This window comes from Aurantiacibacter odishensis (assembly GCF_003605195.1).
Classification (GTDB): domain Bacteria; phylum Pseudomonadota; class Alphaproteobacteria; order Sphingomonadales; family Sphingomonadaceae; genus Alteraurantiacibacter; species Alteraurantiacibacter odishensis.
Window position 1 is genome coordinate 274,087 of sequence record NZ_QYOS01000023.1, and the last position, 21,776, is coordinate 295,862.

At 64.5% G+C, this 21,776-nt stretch carries 25 protein-coding genes; 12 read left to right on the forward strand and 13 right to left on the reverse strand.

What is annotated here, in order from left to right; translation table 11 throughout:
* Positions 1–25: 25 nt before the first annotated feature.
* The 7 genes from D4Q51_RS08370 (at position 26) to D4Q51_RS08395 (ending at position 6,002) form a co-directional block, all read left to right on the forward strand.
* Positions 26–1,537: an aldehyde dehydrogenase family protein gene (locus tag D4Q51_RS08370; RefSeq protein WP_120077289.1), complete on the forward strand. Its 1,512-nt coding sequence runs from the start codon at positions 26–28 to the stop codon at positions 1,535–1,537.
* Between the two features lie 78 nt (positions 1,538–1,615).
* Entirely contained in the window at positions 1,616–2,488 is an 873-nt protein-coding gene (locus D4Q51_RS08375) for an amidohydrolase family protein (RefSeq protein ID WP_240624636.1), read from the forward strand.
* A 19-nt stretch (positions 2,489–2,507) separates the two neighbouring features.
* Positions 2,508–3,254 (forward strand): SDR family NAD(P)-dependent oxidoreductase, encoded by a 747-nt coding sequence (locus D4Q51_RS08380; protein WP_120077291.1) that lies wholly within the window; start codon positions 2,508–2,510, stop codon positions 3,252–3,254.
* 29 nt (positions 3,255–3,283) lie between these two features.
* Positions 3,284–4,291, forward strand: a complete 1,008-nt coding sequence (locus tag D4Q51_RS08385) for a zinc-dependent alcohol dehydrogenase family protein (protein ID WP_120077292.1) — start codon at positions 3,284–3,286, stop codon at positions 4,289–4,291.
* A 13-nt stretch (positions 4,292–4,304) separates the two neighbouring features.
* Positions 4,305–5,207 carry a TauD/TfdA dioxygenase family protein gene (locus D4Q51_RS08390; RefSeq protein WP_120077293.1) on the forward strand — a complete coding sequence of 301 codons (903 nt, stop codon included), beginning with the start codon at positions 4,305–4,307 and terminating at the stop codon, positions 5,205–5,207.
* 121 nt (positions 5,208–5,328) lie between these two features.
* Positions 5,329–5,508: a hypothetical protein gene (locus D4Q51_RS15685; protein WP_162925235.1), complete on the forward strand. Its 180-nt coding sequence runs from the start codon at positions 5,329–5,331 to the stop codon at positions 5,506–5,508.
* 89 nt (positions 5,509–5,597) lie between these two features.
* Complete coding sequence (locus D4Q51_RS08395) at positions 5,598–6,002, forward strand: hypothetical protein (protein WP_120077294.1); 405 nt, start codon at positions 5,598–5,600, stop codon at positions 6,000–6,002.
* Between the two features lie 199 nt (positions 6,003–6,201).
* On the opposite strand, the gene D4Q51_RS08400 is transcribed toward D4Q51_RS08395, so the two are convergent.
* Positions 6,202–6,603 (reverse strand): VOC family protein, encoded by a 402-nt coding sequence (locus D4Q51_RS08400; protein WP_120077295.1) that lies wholly within the window; start codon positions 6,601–6,603, stop codon positions 6,202–6,204.
* Positions 6,604–6,719: 116 nt separating this feature from the next.
* Between D4Q51_RS08400 and ligM the strand changes: the two genes are divergently transcribed.
* Positions 6,720–8,138 carry a vanillate/3-O-methylgallate O-demethylase gene (gene ligM, locus D4Q51_RS08405; protein ID WP_120077296.1) on the forward strand — a complete coding sequence of 473 codons (1,419 nt, stop codon included), beginning with the start codon at positions 6,720–6,722 and terminating at the stop codon, positions 8,136–8,138.
* A 102-nt stretch (positions 8,139–8,240) separates the two neighbouring features.
* Entirely contained in the window at positions 8,241–8,921 is a 681-nt protein-coding gene (locus tag D4Q51_RS08410; RefSeq protein ID WP_120077297.1) for an alpha/beta fold hydrolase, read from the forward strand.
* Here D4Q51_RS08410 and D4Q51_RS08415 read toward each other — a convergent pair.
* Positions 8,918–9,937, reverse strand: a complete 1,020-nt coding sequence (locus D4Q51_RS08415) for an NAD(P)H-dependent flavin oxidoreductase (protein WP_120077298.1) — start codon at positions 9,935–9,937, stop codon at positions 8,918–8,920. The two genes, D4Q51_RS08410 and D4Q51_RS08415, sit on opposite strands and share 4 nt — an antisense overlap.
* Positions 9,938–10,028: 91 nt before the next feature.
* Here D4Q51_RS08415 and D4Q51_RS08420 point away from each other — a divergent pair, with 91 nt between their 5' ends.
* Positions 10,029–11,834: an SLC13 family permease gene (locus D4Q51_RS08420; RefSeq protein WP_120077299.1), complete on the forward strand. Its 1,806-nt coding sequence runs from the start codon at positions 10,029–10,031 to the stop codon at positions 11,832–11,834.
* A gap of 12 nt (positions 11,835–11,846) precedes the next feature.
* On the opposite strand, the gene D4Q51_RS08425 is transcribed toward D4Q51_RS08420, so the two are convergent.
* On the reverse strand, positions 11,847–13,127 hold the full coding sequence (locus tag D4Q51_RS08425) for an aspartate kinase (RefSeq protein ID WP_120077300.1): 1,281 nt from the start codon (positions 13,125–13,127) through the stop codon (positions 11,847–11,849).
* 58 nt (positions 13,128–13,185) lie between these two features.
* Here D4Q51_RS08425 and ubiG point away from each other — a divergent pair, with 58 nt between their 5' ends.
* Complete coding sequence (gene ubiG, locus D4Q51_RS08430) at positions 13,186–13,923, forward strand: bifunctional 2-polyprenyl-6-hydroxyphenol methylase/3-demethylubiquinol 3-O-methyltransferase UbiG (RefSeq protein WP_120077301.1); 738 nt, start codon at positions 13,186–13,188, stop codon at positions 13,921–13,923.
* Here the strand turns inward: ubiG and D4Q51_RS08435 are convergent.
* The 10 genes from D4Q51_RS08435 to D4Q51_RS08480 all read right to left on the reverse strand — a co-directional run bounded on the left by D4Q51_RS08435 (position 13,904) and on the right by D4Q51_RS08480 (position 20,182).
* The gene (locus D4Q51_RS08435; RefSeq protein WP_420807531.1) at positions 13,904–14,974 is read right to left on the reverse strand and encodes a glycerophosphodiester phosphodiesterase; all 1,071 of its coding nucleotides are present in this window, start codon (positions 14,972–14,974) and stop codon (positions 13,904–13,906) included. The genes ubiG and D4Q51_RS08435 overlap by 20 nt on opposite strands.
* On the reverse strand, positions 14,971–15,879 hold the full coding sequence (locus D4Q51_RS08440; RefSeq protein WP_120077303.1) for an FUSC family protein: 909 nt from the start codon (positions 15,877–15,879) through the stop codon (positions 14,971–14,973). The genes D4Q51_RS08435 and D4Q51_RS08440 overlap by 4 nt, the downstream gene beginning before the upstream one ends.
* Positions 15,880–15,901: 22 nt before the next feature.
* Positions 15,902–16,252, reverse strand: coding sequence for an ArsC family reductase (locus D4Q51_RS08445; RefSeq protein WP_120077304.1), 351 nt, complete (start codon positions 16,250–16,252; stop codon positions 15,902–15,904).
* 176 nt (positions 16,253–16,428) lie between these two features.
* Complete coding sequence (locus D4Q51_RS08450) at positions 16,429–16,728, reverse strand: antibiotic biosynthesis monooxygenase family protein (protein WP_120077305.1); 300 nt, start codon at positions 16,726–16,728, stop codon at positions 16,429–16,431.
* Between the two features lie 50 nt (positions 16,729–16,778).
* Positions 16,779–17,123: a hypothetical protein gene (locus D4Q51_RS08455; protein ID WP_120077306.1), complete on the reverse strand. Its 345-nt coding sequence runs from the start codon at positions 17,121–17,123 to the stop codon at positions 16,779–16,781.
* A 105-nt stretch (positions 17,124–17,228) separates the two neighbouring features.
* Positions 17,229–17,693: a crossover junction endodeoxyribonuclease RuvC gene (ruvC, locus tag D4Q51_RS08460; protein ID WP_120077307.1), complete on the reverse strand. Its 465-nt coding sequence runs from the start codon at positions 17,691–17,693 to the stop codon at positions 17,229–17,231.
* 21 nt (positions 17,694–17,714) lie between these two features.
* Positions 17,715–18,461 carry a YebC/PmpR family DNA-binding transcriptional regulator gene (locus D4Q51_RS08465; RefSeq protein ID WP_120077308.1) on the reverse strand — a complete coding sequence of 249 codons (747 nt, stop codon included), beginning with the start codon at positions 18,459–18,461 and terminating at the stop codon, positions 17,715–17,717.
* Between the two features lie 78 nt (positions 18,462–18,539).
* The gene (locus D4Q51_RS08470; RefSeq protein WP_120077309.1) at positions 18,540–19,421 is read right to left on the reverse strand and encodes an SDR family oxidoreductase; all 882 of its coding nucleotides are present in this window, start codon (positions 19,419–19,421) and stop codon (positions 18,540–18,542) included.
* Between the two features lie 97 nt (positions 19,422–19,518).
* Entirely contained in the window at positions 19,519–19,755 is a 237-nt protein-coding gene (locus tag D4Q51_RS08475) for a DUF2312 domain-containing protein (RefSeq protein WP_119587879.1), read from the reverse strand.
* Positions 19,756–19,864: 109 nt separating this feature from the next.
* Positions 19,865–20,182: a DUF1244 domain-containing protein gene (locus D4Q51_RS08480; protein WP_120077310.1), complete on the reverse strand. Its 318-nt coding sequence runs from the start codon at positions 20,180–20,182 to the stop codon at positions 19,865–19,867.
* 45 nt (positions 20,183–20,227) lie between these two features.
* Between D4Q51_RS08480 and pyk the strand changes: the two genes are divergently transcribed.
* On the forward strand, positions 20,228–21,712 hold the full coding sequence (gene pyk, locus D4Q51_RS08485; protein ID WP_120077311.1) for a pyruvate kinase: 1,485 nt from the start codon (positions 20,228–20,230) through the stop codon (positions 21,710–21,712).
* Positions 21,713–21,776: the final 64 nt, after the last annotated feature.

The following is a 21,776-nucleotide window of genomic DNA, read 5'->3' on the forward strand; positions in this document are numbered from 1 at the left end:
ATTCTCCCGGGATAGGAGCCCCACAATGAACGAACAGACCACGATCGACCGTACCCAGCGCGAATATTCGGCAGCCGCGAAGAAGGCGCTGGGCCGCAGTCCGCAGCTCTACATCAACGGCGAATGGGTGGATTCCTCCGGTGGCGAGACCATCGACGTAGAAGATCCGTCCTCGGGCAAGGTCGTCTCCAAGATCGTCGAGGCGAGCGACAAGGACGTCGACCGCGCCGTCGCCGCCGCCCGCACCGCGTTCGACGATGGCCGCTGGCGCAACATGCCGCCGGTCGCCCGCCAGAAGATCATGAACCGCCTCGCCGACCTGATCGAGGAACACGCGGACGAACTGGCCGAACTGGAAGCCATCGACGTGGGCAAGCCCAAGGGCATGGCCGGCGCGATCGACGTGCCGGGCGCCGCCGCCCACATCCGCTTCTGCGCGGGCTGGGCCGGCAAGATCAACGGCGAGACGATTTCGCCCTACACCATGCCGGGCGACATGATGTTCGCCTACACGCTGAAGGAGCCGGTGGGCGTCTGCGCGCAGATCGTGCCGTGGAACTTCCCGCTGCTGATGGCCTGTTTGAAGATCGCGCCGGCCCTCGCCGCCGGTTGCACCACCATCCTGAAGCCTGCCGAGCAGACCAGCCTCACCGCGCTGCGCCTGGCGGACCTGATCGCCGAGGCGGGCATTCCCGCAGGCGTCGTCAACATCATCACCGGCTACGGCCACACCGCGGGCGATCGCATGGTGAAGCACCCCGATGTCGACAAGGTGGCCTTCACCGGCTCGACCGAGATCGGCAAGCTGATCAACCGCAACGTCACCGACACGCTGAAGCACATCACGCTGGAACTGGGCGGCAAGAGCCCGGTGGTGGTGATGCCCGACGTGAACGTGGCTGAAACCGCGCCCGGCGTTTCGCAGGCGATCTTCTTCAACTCCGGCCAGGTCTGCGTTGCCGGTTCGCGCCTCTACGCGCACAAGAGCGTGTTCGACGAGGTGGTGGAAGGCATGGCCAATACCGCCGACTTCTGGGCGCCCCGTGCCAGCCTCGATCCCGATGCCCACATGGGGCCGCTGGTGTCGAAGGAGCAGCACGAGCGCGTGATGGGCTACATCGACGCCGGCAAGCGCGACGGCGCGAGCGTCCTTATGGGCGGTGACGGTCCGGGCGGTGACGGATACTACGTCAACCCCACCATCCTCACCGACGTGAACCCGCAGATGAGCGTCGTGCGCGAGGAGATCTTCGGCCCCGTCGTCGTCGCCCAGCGGTTCGAGGACCTCGACGAAGTGGTGAAGGACGCCAACGACACGCAGTACGGCCTCGCCGCAGGCGTGTGGACCAAGGATGCGTCCGCCGCGCACCGCATCGCCAGCAAGCTGCAGGCGGGCACGGTGTGGGTGAACTGCCACGCCATGATCGACACCGCGATCCCCTTCGGCGGCTACAAGGAAAGCGGCGTCGGCCGCGAACAGGGCCGCGAAGGGATCGAGGCCTACCTCGAAACCAAATCGGTCATCATGAAGCTGTGATCGGCTGACATGAACAGGCCCGCCGCCGGACCATTCCGGGGCGGGCCTTTTCTTTTGCATTCGAACCGGAGAACCGCCTTGCCCGTAGATATCAACAAGGTCCGCGCCATCGACGTGCACGTGCATGCCGAGGTATCCTGCCACGATCCCGAAGACCCGGTGATGGGCAAGTTCTTCGATGCCGCCAGCGCCTATTTCAAGGCGCCGCGCGAACGGCCCAAGATGCCCGAGATCATCGAGCTCTACCGCGAGACGAACATCGCCTTCTGCATGTTTACCGTCGATTGCGAGAGCGGCATGGGGGCAAAGCGCGTCTCCAATTACGAAGTGGCGGAGATCGCCAACAAGAACGACGATATCTGCATCCCCTTCGCCTCTATCGACCCGCACAAGGGCAAGTACGGCGCGCGCGAGGCGCTGGACCTGATCGAGAACCACGGGGTCAAGGGCTTCAAGTTCCACGGCATCGCGCAGAACGCGCATCCGGCAGACCGGATGGGCTATCCGATCTACGAGGTCATCAACGAGTACAAGCTGCCCGTGATCTTCCACACCGGCCACTCCGGCATGGGCACCGGGATGCGCGGCGGCGGCGGGATGCGCCTGAAATACGGCGAGCCCATGCTGATCGACGATGTCGCGGTGGACTTTCCCGACATGAAGATCATCCTTGCCCACCCCTCCTGGCCGTGGGTGGACCAGAGCCTGTCGATGGCGCTGCACAAGGACAACGTCTTCATCGACCTGTCGGGATGGAGCCCCAAGTACTTCCCCAAGCAGGTGATCACCTACGCGAACACCCAGTTGAAGAAGAAGATGCTGTTCGGCAGCGACTTCCCGCTGATCCACCCGGACAAGTGGATCGCGGCGGCCAAGGAAGTGGGTTTCCGCGACGAGGTGATGCCCGGCATCATGAAGGACAACGCCGCCCGCGTGCTGGGTCTGGCCTAGTCAGTCGGGGGGAGAGGTAATGGATTTCGCAGGCAAGCACATCGCCATAACCGGCGCATCGTCGGGCATCGGGCTGGAAACGGCGCGCATGCTGGCAGATCGCGGCGCGGCCGTAACCCTGATCGCGCGGCGGGCGGAGCAGCTGGAACAGGCGGCGAAGGAACTGGGCGACAAGGCCGCATGGGCGACTGCCGACGTGGGCGAGCGAGAGCAACTCGAAGCCGCGCTCGACAGCGCGGTGGAGCAGAACGGACCCATCACCGGTCTCTTCGCCAACGCGGGCCTGACGGGCGGCTTCACCCCGCTGCTGGAATACCCCGGCGAGCTGTGGGACGACACCTTGCGCGTCAACCTTACCAGCGTGTTCTGGGCCGTGCAGAAAGTGCTGCCCGCAATGGTCGAGGCAAAGGGCGGTTCCATCCTCGTCACAGGTTCCATGGCATCGAAGCGCGGCATGGCGATGAACCCCGCCTATGTCGCCTCGAAACACGGCCTTTTGGGCTTCAGCCGCGCGGTGGCGATGGAAATGGCCCCGCACGGCGTGCGCTGCAACTGCGTGATCCCCGGCTTCATCGAGACAGAAGCCCTCGCTCGCATTCCGGAAGAGCAGCGCAGCATGATCGCAAAACGCGTGCCGCAGCGGCGCATGGGCAGCGTCGCGGAAATGGCGGAGGTCGCCGTGTTCCTGTTGTCCGATTCCGCAAGCCATGTCACAGGTCAGGACTGGGCGGTTGACGGCGGCACGCTGGAAACGCTGGAAGTCTGATACCGAAAAGGTCGCAGGGGAGAGAGACAATGCGCGCATGGTTGCTGCCGGAAGGTGCCGACGGTTTTGACAAGCTCTATATGGACGAGCTGCCCGATCCCGAGCCGGGTCCGGGCCAGATCCTTATCGCGCCCACCGCATGGTCGCTCAACTACCGCGATTTCGCGGTTGCTGCTGGCAAGTATTTCGGCGGTCCGATTACAGAGCCTTCCATCCCCCTGTCGGACGGCGCGGGCAAGGTCGTGGGCGTGGGCGAAGGCGTGAAATCGGTGCGCGTGGGCGACGAGGTGCAGAGCACCTTCTTCCAGGGCTGGCACAACGGCCCGCCCAAGTTCGTGCCTGCCCTTGGCGACGGCAAGGCACCCGGCATGCTGGCCGAGAAAGTGGTGCTGGACGAGCACGGCGTGGTCCCCATCGCGCGCAGCCTGACGATGGAACAGGCCGCCTGCCTGCCCTGCGCCGGCGTCACCGCGTGGAACGCGCTGTTCGAAGGCGGCAATCCGCTGAAGGCGGGCGACAGGGTGCTGGTGCTGGGCACCGGCGGCGTCTCCCTGATCGCGCTGAAACTGGCCAAGGCGTTCGGAGCGGAAGTGATCGCCACCAGCTCGTCTGACGAGAAGCTGGAGCAGGTGAAGGAGCTGGGCGCCGATCACGTCATCAACTACAAGACCACGCCCGAATGGGGCGCCCATGTGCGCGACAACTTCGGCGGCGCGAACAAGATCGTCGAAGTGGGCGGCACCGGCACGCTGGAACAGTCCATGACGGCCTGCGCCCCGCTGGCAGAGATCGCGCTGATCGGCGTGCTGGCCGACGGCACCCCGCCCGAACCGCGCGGCCTGATGTTCACCGGCTCCTCGATCCGCGGCATCTTCGTCGGCTCCGCCCGCATGGCGAGCGATCTCAACACCTTCGTCGACAAGCACCACCTCACTTTCCCCGTCGGCAAGACCTTCGCCTTCGAGGAAGCGGACAAGGCATACGCCTTTGGCTGGGGGCCGGAAAGCTTCGGCAAGACGGTGATTTCACTGGGTTAGGAGGCCAGAGGCCATGTGGCAGGTTCGCGTAGCGCCGTGCGGCGATTTCGATAACCACCCGTTCCAGTCGGAGCATTTCACCTGCGAACCGCTGGGCGCGGCGATGGGGGCGGAAGTCACCGGCGTACGCCTGCCCGACCTATCGGACGAGGGCATCCAATCGCTCAAGCAGGCGTTGTGGAAGCACAAGATGGTGTTCCTGAAGGGTCAGCACCTGACCCACGCCGAACACGAGGAGTTCTCTCGCCGCCTCGGCCCCTTCGCCGTCGATGCCTATACCCAAGGCGTGGAAGGCCACCGCGACGTGCACCCGATCATCAAGGAAGCGGACGTGGTCACGCCCAGCCTGTTCGGCGGCGGCTGGCATACAGACAGCCCGTTCCTCGAAGAGCCGCCCAGCATCACCACGCTGCGGCAGGTGGAAGGCCCGCCCTACGGCGGCGACACCACCTGGACGAACACCGCGCTCGCCTTCCGGCACCTCAGCAAGACCTATCAGGACATGCTGCGCCCGCTGAAAGTCTGGATGAGCGCGCGCAACAATTTCGCCACGCAGAACCTGCTGCGCGAAGGCGGCGCGATCCAGTTCGGCGATCCCGAAAAGCACGAGCAGGGCATCAGGGGCACCGTCCACCCGCTGATCCGCACCCACCCGCACACGGGCGAGCCCTCGCTTTACATCTGCGACACCTACGCCGCCGGGATTGACGGCATGACCACGCACGAGGCAAAACCGCTGATCGACTTCCTGGTGCAGCACACCATCCAGCACGCCTTCACCTGCCGCCTCAGGTGGGAACCCGGCATGGTCTGCATGTGGGACAACGCGGCGACCATGCATCTAGGCCCCAACGACTACGACGGTTTCAGACGCGAAATGTACCGCACGACTATTGCGGGCGGGGTGCCGGTTTAGGGTCGGCTGTGTGCTCGCCTGAGCAGGCTGGCACCGCAGGCTTCAGCACGTGCCTGCCCGTTAGAGCGGCGTAAACCTCCCGGTGCCAAGTCGTTCGTACGACTTTTGGGGGAGGTGCTACGTGAAGATATCGAAACTCCTGTTGCTGGCAGCATCGGTGTTCATCGGCGGACTGGGCATGATCTGGCTGCTCGAAGCCGAGATCGAGATTGCAAGGGCGGCCATCGTCGCCATCGCGGTTTCCGGCGGTGCCTATTTTGCCGAAATGTATCGTAACCGGAGCGAGGCGTCGGGGGAGTGATTGCCCTGCTCGTTCGAATGTGAGGCAGGCCTGATAAGGGCGGCTATCTGCGCCTTGCGATTCCAAGCTTAGGCTGCCGAAGGTAGGGAATGTTCGCTAACAACCCGGTTGCGGTCATTGGGAACATCCTGCAAATTGGCAAGATGAAAGGTCCAATCCAAAGTCTTCGCACCGCAATAGACAAGGAATGGATCAGGGTAGACTGGGCAGGAATGCCCACGCTGCGCCATCACCTAATCGCCTTTGCGCCCCTATTCGTTTTGCTCCTACCAGCGATGATATTGGAACAATGGTCCTATGCTCTGGGCATATCGACACTTGTGATTGGCTTTGTTTCCTATGCAGTCTTTATCATCTGGATTCATTTTCGACGGATCAACGGTGTGGGAGCGTTCTCTACTTCTCGTTCGGAACGCGTCACCCGGCGAAGCAATCGCGGGCGCGCTCAAGTGCGCTCGGATGAAAATAAGTCCGACAGTGAGGTCGGCAGCTAAGGACCCGATGGCGGTCAGTAAAAAACTTTCCTACAGGACGGCCAATAACGGACACCCCGCCCCAGCTCCTTGAAACCGTCAGTCGTCCCCATGAAAAAGCCCCGCCGCCACGCGGGGCTTTCGCGTTTCCGGCGCGCCTTATGGAAATGCAGTTTCCCCGCGCCCAGTATGTAATTCATCAACTTGCATGGCCTGCAAGTCACTCGCCGAAGAAGTTCAGCTCCAGCAGCACGTTGTTGGGATCGGCGGTGAAAATCTGTTTCAGGCCAATCGCTTCCACAAGGTTCTCCTGGTAGTCCGCGCCGCGCGCATCCAGCCGCGCCTTCATTTCCTCGTAGCCCGTCAGCCGCAGCGCCACGTGGTGCAGCGCGCCGGTGACATCGCCCGGCGTCACCTCGCGGTCGTAGGTGCGCTGGCAATCGAGCGAGTTGATGTGGAAAATCGCCCGCCCTGCCGCATCGAACATCCACTGCGCGGTCTGCGGCGTCAGCGGCGGCGGCGCGTCGCGGCGTTCGAGGCCCAGCAGCTCGGCATAGAAATTCGCCGTGCCGTCCAGATCATCGGTAATGATGTTCACGTGGTCCAACGCTTCGACCTGCATGATGCCCCTCCTGCCATTTTGCTGCGGATTCGCCTTGCACCTGTAGCCGAATATTGTATGCACCACATACTAATTTCGCATACGTGATTCATTCACAACCATGGAGAGGAGCCATAATGGCCGACAATCTGGAACAAGTGCTGGCGAAAGCGGATGGCGGCATCGTCAAGCAGCTTCGCAACAACAAGATCGGTGCCTACGTGTACCCGGTCGTCGCACCCGAATTCTCGAACTGGCGTGACGAGCAGTGGGCCTGGCAGCACGGCGCCGTGCTGTTCGACCAGTCGCACCACATGTTCGACCTGTACATCAACGGTCCGGACGCCGGTAAGCTCCTGTCCGACACGATGGTCAACTCGTCCAAGGGCTGGGAAGTCAACAAGGCGAAGCAGTACGTCCCCACCACGCCTTACGGCCACGTGATCGGCGACGGCATCATCTTCCGCCTCGCCGAAGAAGAATACGTCTACGTGGGCCGCGCGCCTGCTGCCAACTGGCTGATGTTCCAGGCCGAAAAGGGCGGCTACAACGTCGACATCATCAACGATCCGCGCTCGCCCTCGCGTCCGATGGGCAAGCCGGTGAAGCGCATTTCCTGGCGCTTCCAGATCCAGGGCCCGCGCGCCTGGGACGTGATCGAGAAGCTGAACGGCGAACCGCTGGACAAGCTGAAGTTCTTCAACATGTCGACCATGAAGATCGGCGACAAGACGATCCGTACCCTGCGCCACGGCATGGCCGGTTCGCCGGGCCTGGAAATCTGGGGTCCGTACGAAGACCAGGAGTATGTCCGCGAGAAAATCCTCGAAGCCGGCGAAGAATTCGGCCTCATCCCGGTCGGCAGCCGCGCCTACCCGTCGAACACGCTGGAATCCGGCTGGATCCCCAGCCCGCTGCCTCCGATCTACACCGGCGAACTGCTGGAAGACTATCGCAAGTGGCTGCCTGCCGACGGTTACGAAGCCACCGGTTCGATCGCGGGCTCGTTCATCGGCGACACGATCGAGGACTACTACACCAACCCCTACCAGCTGGGTTACGGTCCTTTCGTGAAGTTCGACCATGACTTCATCGGCGCTGACGCGCTGAAGAAGATGGAAGAGGACGGCACCAAGGATCGCTACAAGAAGGTGACCTTCGAGTGGAACGCCGACGACATGAAGAAGATCGTGGGCTCCATGTTCGATCCGGAAGGCGAGCAGTACAAGTTCTTCGACTTGCCGCTGGCCAACTACGGCAACTCCAGCTTCGACGCCGTGAAGGATGCCGACGGCACCGTTATCGGCAAGTCGATGTTCACCGGCTACTCGTGGAACGAGAAAAAGGCCCTGTCGCTCGGCTTCGTCGATTCCGATGTGCCGCTGGGCACCGAGCTGGCCCTCACCTGGGGCGAGGAAAACGGCGGCACCGAGAAGACCACCGTCGAGCCGCACAAGCAGCTGGACGTCAAGGTCATCGTCTCGCCGGTACCTTACGGCAAGATGGCTGCCGACACTTACGCCACCGGCTGGCGCACCTCGAAGACGTTCTCGTAAGTCTTCGCAGCCAAACGGCTGACAGGAATCGGGGGAGGCAGCGTGAAACTGCCTCCCCTTTTTCGTGGCCGGACCTAGCTTGCAGGAAAAGGAGGATTGCCGATGGCCAATTTCGTTCTCGTTCACGGCGCCTGGGGTGGAAACCACACCTGGGGTGAAGTGCCCGCAAGGCTGGAGGCCGAAGGGGACGGCGTCCTGAACTGCACCCTGCGCGGCCTTGGCTCGCGGCAGGACGAACTGCACCCCGGCCTCACGCTCTCCGACCATGTCGACGATGTATGCGATCAGATCGAGGAAGCGGGCTTCGAACGTTTCATCCTCGCAGGCCATTCCTACGGCGGCATGGTGATCAGCGCCGTCGCTTCTCGCCTCGGCAGGCGGATCGACGCGATCTGCTACGTCGATGCCTTCATGCCCGAAAGCGACCAGTCGCTATGGGACATTACCGGCGAGTTCGAGCACAACTGGTACATCGACACGCAGCGCCACCAGCCGGGCTACGTCACGCCCATCGGGTCAATCGACTTCGAGCAGGTGCCGGGCGTGGTGGGCTTTCACCCGCTGCTGACGCTGCTGGAGGCAATTCCCTTCAGCGGTGAGGAAAAGCTCATCGCGAGGAAAAGCTACATCTTCGCCACCGGCTACGATCCCACGCCCTTCGCGGCGTTTGCAGACAAGGCCCGCGCTGGCGGTTGGGATTATCACGAGACGGATACCGACCATTTCGTGATGCAGAACGATCCGGACACCACCGTCGCGGTGCTGCTGGCGCTGGCGCGCTAGACCCTGTTACGCAGCGTCAGCGCGGCTTCGCTTTCCTGCATCAGCTGCGTGATGATGTCGGCGACCGGCTCTTCCGCCTTCACCATGCCGACCGACTGGCCTGCCATCAGGCTGCCGTTCTCCACGTCGCCATCGATCACCGCGCGGCGCAGTGCGCCCGCCCAGTAGTGCTCGATCTGCAACTGCGCCTCGGCCATAGCGATTTCCTCGCGGTCGAGCACGGCGGCGACTTCGCGCTGCTTGGCGGTAAACTCCTCCGTGCCCTTGTTCTTCAGCGCGCGCACCGGGATCACCGGCAGGCGCGGATCGACCTGAACCGAGGCCACGGCATCGCGGGCGCTGGCACGGAAGAATGCCTTCTTGAAATCAGGGTGGGCGATGCTCTCGGTCGCGCATGCGAAGCGGGTGCCAAGCTGCACGCCCGCCGCGCCCATTTCCAGGTAGCCTGCGATCATGTCTCCCCGGCCGATGCCGCCAGCCACGAAGACGAGGTTCTCGGCCGCCAGTTCAGGCAGGATTTCCTGCGCCAGAACGCTGGTGGAGACAGGGCCGATGTGGCCGCCCGCCTCCATCCCCTCGATCACCAGCGCATCCGCGCCGGAACGCAGCAGCTTCTTGCCAAGCGCCAGCATCGGGGCGAAGGCGATCAGCTTCGCGCCCTTCTGCTTGATGGCATCCACGCTGCCCTTGGGCGGCAGGCCGCCTGCCAGCACGACGTGGCCGACTTCGTGCTTCGCGCACACATCGATCAGGTCGAACAGGTCCGGGTGCATGGTTATGAGGTTCACGCCGAAGGGCTTGTCCGTCAGCTTCTTGGTCTCGGCAATCTCGTTGTCGAGCAGTTCGGGGGTCATCGCGCCGCAGGCGATCACGCCGAAGCCACCGGCATTGCTGATGGCGGAGACGAGGCCCCGCTCCGAAACCCAGCTCATCGCGCCACACATGATCGCGTAGTCGGAGCCGAGGAATTCGCTGCCACGCGCCATCAGCGCGGATGTCTTGGGATAGGTGTTCATGCCCGGCTGTTAGGCCCGGTGTGCGCCTGCTTCAAGCGCGGGTTGCAAATGGCGCTTCCCGCTTGTTCTGCAACGCGGTAGACGCAGGCCAATGCTCGATGCTCTTCTCGACTGGCGCGATGCCTACGGGCCGGTGATCGGGCTGGTACTGCTTGTCGGCCTGTTCGTGGCATTCCTGCTCGAGCGGATGCCGCCGGTCATCCTTGCGACCGCGGCTGGGGTGGCCATGCTGGTGCTGGGCTTCCTGTCGACCGAGGAACTGCTTGGCGTGTTCTCCAACGCCGCGCCGATCACCATTGCTGCTATGTTCGTGCTCTCGGGCGCGCTGCTGCGAACCGGCGTGCTGGAAGCGGTATCGGGCTGGGTCATCCGCCGCACCCGCCGTCAGCCCCGGCTTGCCGTTGCCGAGATCGGGGCGGGCACGATCTTCGCCTCGGCCTTCATGAACAACACGCCCGTCGTGATCGTGATGATCCCCATCGTGAAGCGCATCGCGACCGTGCTGGGGACGGCGGCAACGCGGTTGCTGATCCCGCTGTCCTACCTCTCCATCCTCGGTGGCACGCTGACCCTTATCGGCACCTCCACCAACCTGCTGGTCGACGGGGTTGCCCGCGATGCCGGGCTGGAGCCGTTCCATATCTTTGAGATCACCGGCGTCGGCCTTGTCGCGGCCGCTACGGGCGTTGCCGTGCTCGTCCTGCTTGGGCCATGGCTACTGCCCGACCGCGCACCGCGCAGCACAGACCAGGAAGCGGAGAGCGACATGTTCCTCTCCCACCTCGTGATGGAAGCGCGCAGTTCGCTGATCGGTCGGCGGATCGGTGACACCGGCATCGCCCGCCGCCCCGGCGTGCGGGTGATCGGCATCAAGATGGGGACTCGGATCGAGCGCAAGAACGTAGAGGCCCACGTGCTGGGCGCAGGCGATCAGCTGGTCGTCGCCGCGAGTCCGGCAGAGCTTGCCTCGCTGGCCGAGCATTTCGATTTCCGCACCGGCCTGACCGGGCTTGGGGGAGAACTTATCACCGCCGGGCCGGAACGACCTGCGGACCTGCGCCTGATCCAGACCGTTATCAGTCCCGGCCATCCCGTCATCGGCAGGCGCCTCGCCGAAATCCCGATGCTCTCGCAACTGCACCTGCGCGTGCTCGGCCTGTCGCGCCCTCGCCATATCGCGGGGCCGGAACTGGCCGAAGTGCGCTGCCGCGTGGGCGACCGGCTGCTGCTGGCGATCGGCAGTGACGGGGCGCGGGCGTTGCAGGACAACGTGCATCTTGCCGACGTCAGCGAGGCACCAGCGCGCGCGTTCCGGCGCAGCAAGGCGCCCATTGCGCTCGCCGTTCTCGCCGGTGTCGTCCTGCTCGCCGCCGTGCTGGGCTGGCCGATCCAGGGGCTCGCTATCGCCGGGGTCGCGCTCGTACTGCTGACCCGCTGCATCGAGCCGGAAGAAGCGTGGAGTTCGATCGACGGAAACACGCTCGTGCTGATTTTCGGGATGCTCGCATTCGGCAAGGGTCTGGAGAATGCAGGCACGGTCGAGATGATGGTGAACGCGCTCGGCCCGCTGTTCGCTGCCGCCTCGCCCTTTGTCCTGCTACTTGCCCTCTACGCCGTCACCTCGCTGCTGACGGAGGTGGTCACCAACAACGCAGTCGCCGTCATTCTCACGCCGCTCGCCATCGGCCTCGCGCAGTCGCTGGGCGTCGATCCACGCCCGCTGGTGATCGCCGTGATGTTCGGGGCGAGCGCCAGTTTTGCGACGCCCATCGGCTACCAGACCAACACGCTGGTCTACGGCGCGGCGAACTATCGCTTCGTCGATTTCCTGCGGGTCGGCCTGCCAATGAACGTGGCCGTCGGCCTCGCCACCTGCGTGGCGCTGACCATCCTCTAAGTCGCAGACAGCTTACGCGGCGTCGTCCTTCGCATCGAGGCCATAGGCGGTGTGCAGTACGCGCACGGCCAGTTCGGTCTCGTCCTCGTCAATCAGCACGGACACCTTGATCTCCGAGGTGGAAATCGCCTGCACGTTGATGCCGCGATCGGCCAGCGCCTTGAACATCGTGGCGGCAACGCCGGTGTGGCTTTTCATCCCCATGCCCACGACGCTGATCTTGGCGACCTTGCTGTCGGTGATGATGCGGTTGAAGCCAAGCGCTTCCTTCTTGTCTTCCAGCAGCGCCTGCGCGCGGGCGAGTTCGGCCTGCGGCACGGTGAAGGTCACGTCGGTCTCGCCCTTGTCGCGGCCCACGTTCTGGATGATCATGTCGACGTTGATGCCGGCCTCGCCCAGCGGGGTGAAGATATCGGCCACCGCGCCCGGCTTGTCCGGCACGCGGGTGAGAACCACGCGGGCCTCGTTCTTGTCATGGGCGATGCCGGTAACGGACTGGCGTTCCATATTCGATTCCTCCAGGATCTTCTGCATCTCGTCTTCGGAGACGATCATCGTGCCGGGCAGGGTATCGGCAGGCGGCGCGCCATCGTCCACGAAGGACGAGAGCACCTGCACGCGCACGTTGTGTTTCATGGCGAGGCTGACGGAGCGGGTCTGCAGCACCTTTGCGCCGACAGACGCAAGCTCCAGCATTTCCTCGTAGGAGACGTAAGGGATCTTGCGCGCCCGCGCGACGATGCGCGGGTCGGTGGTGTAGACCCCGTCGACGTCGGTGTAGATATCGCAGCGGTCGGCATCGACGGCAGCGGCGATGGCCACGGCCGATGTGTCGGAGCCACCGCGCCCCATCGTCGTGATGCGGCCTTCCTCCGACACGCCCTGGAAACCGGGGATCACGGCGATCTCGCCCGCCGCCATCGATTCGCGCAGGCGCGGCGCGTCGATCTCGTCGACGCGGGCGTTGGCGTGGGCGGAGAAGGTCTTCACCGGCAGCTGCCAGCCAAGCCAGCTGCGCGCCTTGCAGCCCATCGCCTGCAGCGTGAGTGCGAGCAGGCCACTGGTCACCTGCTCCCCGCTGGCGACGACAACGTCGTATTCCGCAGGATCGTACAGGGGATTGGCTTCGCGGCAGAAATTGACGAGGCGGTCCGTCTCGCCCGCCATGGCGGAGACGACCACGGCCACCTCGTTACCGCCCGCAGCCTGCGCGCGCACGATATTGGCGACGCGGCGAATGCGCTCGGTCCCGGCAACAGACGTGCCTCCGAATTTCATCACGATGCGGGCCAAGATACGTCCTTCATGCGTTATACTGGTTTGTGTTCGTGCGCGCTGTTAGGGAGCAAGCATGGCTGACGCAACTGTATCGAATGCAACCATTCGTCCTCAAGAGGCCGAACACTTCGGCAAGCTGGCCGCCGACTGGTGGAATCCCGCCGGTTCCTCGGCAATGCTGCACAAGCTGAACCCGGTGCGGCTGGGCTTCATCCGCGAGGCAATCGACATGCACTGGGGCGGCGACGTGGAAACCGCGAAGCCGCTGGCGGGCAGGCGCGCGCTGGACGTGGGCTGCGGCGCGGGTCTGCTGTGCGAGCCGCTGGCGAGGCTGGGCGCGCAAGTGACCGGAGTGGACGCGGCGGAAGAGAACATTGCCGCTGCCAGCAACCACGCGGCGGGCGCGGGGCTGCCTATCGACTATCGCCACGGCGAACTCGGCACGCTGGGCCTCGGCCATTTCGATCTCGTCACCAGCATGGAAGTGATCGAGCACGTCGAGGACAAGCAGGCTTTCATCGCCCAGCTTGCCGCGCACCTGGCGCCAGAAGGGCTGATGGTGCTCTCCACCCCCAACCGCACGCTGAAGAGCCGCACGCTCCTCGTGGGCGCGGCGGAGGCGCTGGGCGCGGTGCCCAAGGGGACGCACCACTGGGAGGACTTTGTCACACCCGAAGAACTGGAGGCGCTGCTGGTATCGGCTGGGATGGCCATGGGAGAGCCCAAAGGCATCGCGTTCAGTGTAGGCAAGGGCCTGCACCTGTCGGACGACCTGTCGCTCAACTACATCGTCATGGCGCGGAAGAAGTAGCCTCGGTGCAATAGGTCAGGCCTTCGATCCGATCTGCGAAGACTCCGTCCACCCCAGCGGCTTCCAACGCATCAAGCAGGTTGCCCGCGCAGCCGTGTTCGAGCGGATCGTCGCCTGACTGCAAGGCGGGTGGCAGGAATGCATTCTCGGGCCGCAGCGTCCAGCCGTGCACCTGAAGGTTTGCCCGATGGGCGGACTGGACAAGCGGCGTGGGAGAGCCGTCCTCGGCCAGCAGCAGCCGCAGTTCCGCGCCGATTGCGTCGGCGTAGGCCGCGATGGCAGTCAGGCCCTGCTCGTCGAGCATGGATCGGTAAGTCCGGTCGGGGATGTCAGCAGGACCGCCCTCGGCGCTGACAAGCTGCACCAGCCGCAGGTCGGTCAGGCCATTCAGCCGCCGTAGAGGCGCGACTTCGAAGCTCTGGATGAACACCGGCGCGTCTGCGCCTTCGTATCCAGCGGCATGCAACTGCTTCACCAGCATCGCGACAAGGTCGTGACCGATACTGCTGAAATAGCCGGGATGCTTGATCTCGGGATAGAGCCCGATCGGGCGACCTGTTTCCGCCTCCTTGGCGCGAACCAGCCGAATGATCTCCTCCAGCGTCGGCACTTGGTAGAGACCGTCGTAGCGCGTGTTTTGCGGCCTCAGGTCCGGCAGCCGTTCCCGGGCGCGAAGGGTGCGCAGTTCGGCGATCGTGAAGTCCTCGGTGAACCAGCCGGTAACCTCCTCGCCGTCGATCATTCGGGTGGTGAGGCGGGCGGCGAATTCGGGGCGCTCGCCAACGTCGGTCGTGCCCGAGATCTCGTTCTCGTGGCGCGCCACCAGGACGCCGTCCTTCGTCGCAACGAGATCCGGCTCGATGTAGTCGGCCCCCTGGTCGATGGCGCGTTCGTAGGCTGCCAGCGTATGCTCGGGCCGCTCCCCGCTCGCACCGCGATGGGCGATGATCAGCATTGCGTCCTCCTGTGCCGTGCTCGCTGTCGGGGCGAGGCAGCTTATCAGGGCCGCGCACGAGAGCACGATTGCTGCGACGATGCTCCTGCCCGTCATTTCCAAACCCCCTCGTCCTCGGCCTGCGTGACCGAATGAAACCTGTCATCCTTCCCTTGCGAAAGCGATTGCCCCGCTTCCACCCAGCGCGCGGCCTCGTCCAGTTTGGAACCGTCATCCTCACTGCCTTCGCGCGCCAGCATCGTGTGGGCCACATCGCTCAAGGAGAGGCGCAGCCGCTTCGAGCATACCCGCCACTGCTCTGTGCGTGCCTCGATCCGCGCCTTGTACAGCCGCCCGCGAAAGGTGCGCTGCGCGATCCGGCCGACGTATTCAAGCTGCTCATCCAGCGACATTGCGGCCCGGTCCATATCGCGCAGCGCGCTCTCCACTTCGTCGCGCCCGCTCTTGCCATCCCGGCATCGGCACAGCGCCTCGTGCAGGGTGTCCGCCGCGCGCATCAGCTTCGCCCCTTCCTTGCGCAGGATGCCGAAGGGATCGGGTGTCAGCAGTACCTGGCTAAAGGCAAGCGCCACGCCTCCGCCGATCAGCGCATCGATCACCCGGGCGTAGCTGCTCTCGCCCTGCCCCTCCACCAGAACGATCACGGCAGAGACGCCCGCCTGGATGCCGATGATCGGCTGCACTTCGAAAGCGATGGCGAGCATGATCGCCGCGAACACCGCCAGCGCCATCACCGGCGGCTGCACCTCGCCGGCCAGCGCAAGGGCCGCTTCGCCGACCACGATGCCCACCACCACGCCCAGCAGGAGGCCGAGAGCCTGGCGCGAATGGCTGGGCAGGCCGGGAGCGAGGCTGACCACGGCGGCGACGGCGGCGAACAGCGGGGTATGCTCCGGTCCGAATACCAGCGTGCCAATCCACCAGGCGATGCCCGCCGCCAGCGCCGATTCCAGCGATTCGCGAAAGGCCCGGCGCCAGTTCTCTTGCAGCCGCTCAAGCATCAGCGAGTCAGCACGGTTTGTGTCAGCACAAGGCGGCTTTCCATTCGCTTTCGTCGAAGCCGACGAGCAGGCCGCCGTCGTGCTCCACCACCGGGCGCTTGATCATGCTGGGGTTCTCTACCAGCAAGCCGACAGCGCCAGCGGCATCGCCGGCCCCTGCCTTCTCCTCGTCAGGCAGCTTGCGCCACGTGGTCCCGCGCCGGTTGAGCACGGTGTCGACACCCTCCGCGTCGATCCACCTGGAGACCTTGGCCGCGTCGGCGCCTTCGTTCTTGTAGTCGTGGAAGATGTATTCGATCCCCTTCGCATCCAGCCACTTTCGCGCCTTCTTCACCGTGTCGCAGTTGGGGATGCCGTAGAACTCAACCGTCATGCAAAGGAGCCTTTTCCTGCTAACCTGGAACACATGGAACACTGTCCTAGAGGGAAAATGTCCACCCTGTCAGCACGGGCTTTCAGGCTTCCCCCGATAGCGCGGACGTTGGGCAGATTTGCGACATTCACGGCCATGCCAGTCGGCCTGCCCCAAACAGGGCAGTGTAGGACAGGTCAGGGAAAGCGGTGGGTGCGCGGGGTATCGCAACCGAACATCGTGTATTCGGCATACCAGCGCGTGCGGCCATCGCTCATGGCAGTCCGGTGCTCGGCCACGCGGCCCCATGCGCGAGCGGTTGCCTCGTCCTGCCATTCGGACAGGGCGACGACCTCGCCATCGTCGGCGGCATAGCTCTTGAACGAAAGGTAGCCCGGCTGCTGAGCGGCGAGCGCTTCCATTTCCGCCGCCTGGGCATCGTAGGCCGCACGGTCGATATCGGCGCGCTTGCGATTGCGGAAGACGACGAGATACATGCGAGCGGATTACTCCGGTCGCAGGCGCTGTCAAATCTCCCTACACGTCCTCAGAGCACGCGGAAGTCGGCGATGCGCCCGTTGCTGGCGAAGGTACAGGTGAACTCGTCGCGGCTGCGGTCGTTCGTTTCGATACGCCCGTCCACGCGCACGCTGTCGCGCGTCACCTGGTCCACCCGGTCCACCCGCACGCGGTCGCGGGTGTAACGGTCGGCTTCCTGCCCGCAGGCATTCACGGCCGCGCGCTCGAAATCGCTGAGGTTCCGCTCGTTATAGCCGTTGCCGCCGAGGATGCCGCCCAGAAGGCCGCCGAGCGGATTGCCGCCCACGCCCGTCTGGCAGGCGCTGAGGGAAAGAGTGCCCACGATCAGGGCGGGCAGGAATTTCTTGCGCATGGGAATGCTCCGTGTTCGCGTTGGCGCCACGCCTCCCACGTGCCGGTCAAGCCTATCTACGAAGCCGCCAAGCGCTTGTTCCGAAACAACTTGTGGCCGATACTTCTAACGCAGGTTGGCGTCGGCAATGGCAACGGCCAGCGCATCGGCCGCGTCCGCCCCTTCCACCGCCGCGCCGGGCAGCAGCACCTTGAGCATGGCCTGCACCTGCGCCTTTTCCGCGCCGCCGGTGCCGACCACCGCCTTCTTCACCAGCCGCGCCGCGTGTTCGCGCACCTCCAGGCCCGACGCGCCGCAGGCCGCCAGCACCGCGCCGCGTGCCTGCGCCAGCTTCAGCGTCGATTGCGGGTTCTTGTTGGAGAACACCTCTTCGCACGCAGCCCGGTGGGGCCGGTGGCGGGCGATGACCTCCGCGATCCCGGCGTGCAGCATGGCCAGCCGGTCCGGCATGGTCGCCCGCGATGAGGTCGCGATCTGACCGTGGGCCACGTGCGCGATGCGGCTTCCCTCGGCCCGGATCACGCCCCAGCCGGTGCAGCTAAGCGAGGGATCGAGGCCCAAAATCAGCATGAGGGAATCAGCATGAGAGGCTCAGCCTCCCACCTTCTCCATCACCTCGTCGGAAATGTCGTAGTTGCCCCACACGGTCTGCACGTCGTCATCGTCGTCCAGCACGTCGATCAGCTTCAAGAGGGTGGAGGCGTTCTTCTCGTCCATGTCGACGGTGAGGTTAGGCTTCCACGCCAGCTTCACGGTTTCCGCTTCGCCCAGCGACTTTTCGAGGTCGCTGGCGACCTGGTGCAGGTCGTCCGCCGCGGTCCAGATTTCGTGACCGTCCTCGGTCGAGGCGATGTCTTCCGCGCCCGCTTCCAGCGCGGCTTCCAGCACCTTTTCCTCGTCGCCCGCATCGGCGGGATAGACGATCAGGCCAAGCCGCTCGAACCCGTGCACGACGCTGCCTTCGGTGCCGAGGTTGCCGCCGTGCTTGGAGAACGCCGTGCGGATCGAGGTGGCCGTGCGATTGCGGTTGTCGGTCAGCGCTTCCACGATGATCGCGCTGCCGCCGGGGCCATAGCCCTCGTAACGCACTTCCTCGTAATTCTCGCCATCGCTGGCAGAAGCCTTGTCGATCGCGCGCTGGATGTTGTCCTTGGGCATCGATTGTGCCTTGGCCGCGTTCACCGCGAGGCGCAGGCGCGGGTTCATGTCAGGATCGGGCATCCCCATCTTCGCCGCCACGGTGATTTCGCGGGAAAGCTTTGAAAACAGGTTGGAACGCTTCTTGTCCTGCGCACCCTTGCGGTGCATGATGTTCTTGAATTTGGAATGGCCTGCCATGATGGTTCTTCTAAAGGGGCTGAAAATGAAAGCGGGGCCTAGCCCAGCCCCGCCCATCCTTCAACAATGTCTGTCGTCTCAGCCGCCAACCACGGTGCCGCCGTTGGGATGCAGCACCTGCCCGGACATGTAGGAGGAATCCTCGCAGGCCAGGAACAGGAAAGCCGGCGCCACTTCGTTCGGCTCGCCCGCGCGGCCCATCGGGGTATCGGTGCCCCAATCGTCCATTTCCTCTTCCGGCATACCACCACAGGGATTGAGCGGGGTCCAGATCGGGCCGGGCGCCACGCCGTTCACGCGGATACCGTCGTCCATCAACTGGCCGCTCAGCGAGCGGGTGAAAGCCGTGATCGCGCCCTTGGTGGCGGAATAATCGAGCAGGATCGGCGCGCCCTGGTACATGGTGATGCTGGTGCAGTTCACGATGGTCGCCCCGCGCTTCAGGTGCGGGCGCACGGCCTGCGCCATGTAGAACATCGAATAGATGTTGGACTGGAACGTGCGCTGGAGCTGTTCGGGCGTGATGTCGGCGATGTCGTAATCGGGGTGCTGTTCGCCAGCGATCTGGATCAGGCTGTCGATCTGCCCGAACCGCTCCATTACGGCCTCGACGAACCCTCGCGCGTATTTCAGGTCTCCTACGTCGCCTGCGGACAGGAGTACCTCGGCACCTTCCGCCTCGCACAGTTCGCGGGTCTTTTTCGCGTCATCGTGCTCTTCGAGATAGGAGATCGCGATATTCGCGCCCTCGCGTGCGAACAGCACGGCGGTAGCGCGGCCGATGCCACTGTCGCCGCCGGTGATGATCGCGACCTTGCCTTTCATCCGGCCCGAGCCGGGATAGCGCGGCTGCCATTCGGGTTTGCGATCCAGCGCGCTTTCGTGGCCCGGCATGGCCGGTTCCTCGGCAATCGGTTCGATGAAAGTGGCGCTCTTGGAAGAAGTAAGAGTGTCGGTCATGGTCGTCGTCCTGCAAATGCTTGATTTACAGGACCAACGACTGCCCGTGTCACGACGTTCCGCGTGCCGTCGCCTTACTGGCTCCGGCCAGCCCGGCTTATGCCATGCCGAGTGCGGCCTTGTAGGTATCGAGAATCATCTCCTGCTCGCTGCGGTCGTTCGCGTCCATCTTCCGCAGGCGCACGATCTGGCGCATGATCTTCACGTCGTAACCCACGGCCTTGGCTTCGGCGTACACGTCACGAATGTCATCGGCGATGCCCTTCTTCTCTTCCTCGAGGCGTTCGATACGCTCGATCAGCAGGCGCAGGCGGTCGTCGGTGGCTTCGGCCATGGGGGTATTGCTCCGGTAGTAGTCTTCGAGAATCGGTCGGGCCGCTGGTTAGCGCAGCCGCGCGGCGGCGCAAGCGGGCCTGTGGACCGATTTGTGCGAAAGTGGAAAATTAGTGCGCGCCGCCCTCGTTCTTCGCGACGCTGGCCTTCATCCGCTCGAGTTGCTCGGGGGTGGCCTCGGTCTGGCGGGTGGCCTTCCACTCTTCCATCGGCATCCCGTGGATCAGTTCGCGCGCCTGTTCCTTGCTGCCGTCGTAACCGGCATCGCGGATCCAGTCCGCCAGGCAGTTGCGGCAGAAGCCGGAAAGCCCCATCAGGTCGATGTTCTGCGCATCGTGGCGGTGGCGCAGGTGGCGCACCAGGCGGCGGAAAGCGGCGGCGGCCACGTCGTCGGGCAGCATGTCGAGGGGATCGGTGGGCTCGCTCATTATATATCCTTGTCTTGTCATGTGGCCCTGTCATAGGCGGGGGCCATGGAAAACGTCGATACCCGCAAACTTGGCCCCCGCAGCCGCAAGGTCAAGATTCTCGCCACCACCGGCCCCGCCTGCAACGACATCGACATGCTGCGCAGGCTGTTCCAGGCAGGCGCCGATGCCTTCCGCGTGAACATGAGCCACGGCGAGCACGAGGTGCATGCCCGCACCATCGCCAACATCCGCAAGCTGGAGAAGGAATTCTACCGGCCCATCGCCATCCTGGCCGATTTGCAGGGTCCGAAGCTGCGCGTCGGCACCTTCAGGGATGGCCGCGCCACGATCCCTCACGGCGGCACCTTCACGTTCGACCGCGTGGGCGAGCCGGGCGACGAGAACCGCGTGGAACTGCCGCACCCGGAAATCTTCCACGTGGTGGAGGAAGGCCAGCGCCTGCTAGTGAACGATGGCAAGATCCGCCTGCGGGTCAAAAGCGTCAGCAATGGCGAGATCGTTTGCAAGGCCGAAGTCGGCGGCGTGATCTCGGACCGCAAGGGCGTGAACGTGCCCGATGCCGAAATCCCCATCCCCGCGCTGACGGACAAGGACAAGCGCGACCTCGCATTCGCCATGGAGCACGGCGTCGACTGGATCGGCCTTTCCTTCGTGCAGCGGCCGGATGACCTTGCCGAAGCACGCAAGCTGATGACAGGCCCCAATGGCGAGCGGCGCGGCGCGCTGTGCGCCAAGATCGAGAAGCCGCAAGCGATCCGCCGCCTCGACGAGATCATCGACCTTGCCGACGGCATCATGGTGGCGCGCGGCGACCTTGGCGTGGAACTGGAGCCGCAGGAAGTCCCGCCGCTGCAGAAGAAGATCGTCAACGCCACGCGCCTGAAAGGCAAGCCGGTGATCGTGGCGACGCAGATGCTCGAGTCCATGATCGAGAGCCCCGCCCCCACTCGCGCCGAAGTGTCGGACGTGGCAAACGCGGTCTACGACGGGGCCGACGCGGTGATGCTGAGCGCCGAGACCGCCGCGGGCGACTGGCCCGAGGAAGCCGTGCTGATGATGGATTCGATCGGCAGGCAGGTGGAGCAGGACGAGGGCTACAAGCAGCGCGTGCGCATGCTCGACACCCCGCCCGATCCCACGCTGGCCGATGCCCTCAGCCACGCCTGCATGACCATCGCCGACACCGTGAACATCAGCGCGATCGCCGTGTTCACCTTTTCCGGCAGCAGCGCCCGGCGCGTGGCGCGCGAACGCCCTGCCGTGCCGCTGATGGTGCTGACCCCGTCGATGGCGGTCGCCCGCCGCGTCGCCCTGCTGTGGGGCGGCCACCCGGTGGCGACCAAGGACATCGGCAGCTTCGAGGAGATGATCGCCAAGGGCAAGCGCATGGCCCTGCGCCACGGCTTCGCCCAGGAAGGCACGCGCCTCGCCATGCTGGCCGGCGTCCCCTTCGGCCAGGCCGGCGCGACGAACCTCGTGCACGTGGTGAACGTGCAGGGTGACGAACTGGAGAATTACGAGAGCTAGACACGGGAGATCGGCGCGCGACTGATCCGCGCGTCGTTTCTCGTCTGAAAAGTTTCCGGGAGGA